1 protein-coding gene is annotated in these 259 nt (G+C 35.5%); it reads left to right on the forward strand.

Translation table 11 applies throughout. The annotated features are described in order from the left end of the window. Positions 1 to 61: 61 nt before the first annotated feature. Positions 62 to 259 (forward strand): DUF6262 family protein (locus tag FE392_RS20790; RefSeq protein WP_319931985.1); only part of this gene is annotated, 198 nt, incomplete at its 3' end.

Consider the following 259-nt stretch of genomic DNA (forward strand, 5'->3'; position numbering starts at 1 on the left):
GGGAGAGTGCTAAAAAAATTCTCTTTGATGCTCAAATTATTAAAGAAAAAGGTGTATCATCATGAAACATAAACGATCTACAGATGCTATTGTAGCCTTAGCTAAAAAGAAGCGTGAAGAAACCCTACAAAAGGTTGAGAAAGCAATTAGACAACTGATTAAAGAGAATAGACGTATTAATTTCAACTCTGTCTCCGACTTCGCAGAAGTGTCCAAGTCTTACTTGTATAGTCATACTACCCTTCGTGAACGAATTGAA

Source organism: Xenorhabdus santafensis (assembly GCF_033949405.1).
Lineage (GTDB): Bacteria > Pseudomonadota > Gammaproteobacteria > Enterobacterales > Enterobacteriaceae > Xenorhabdus > Xenorhabdus santafensis.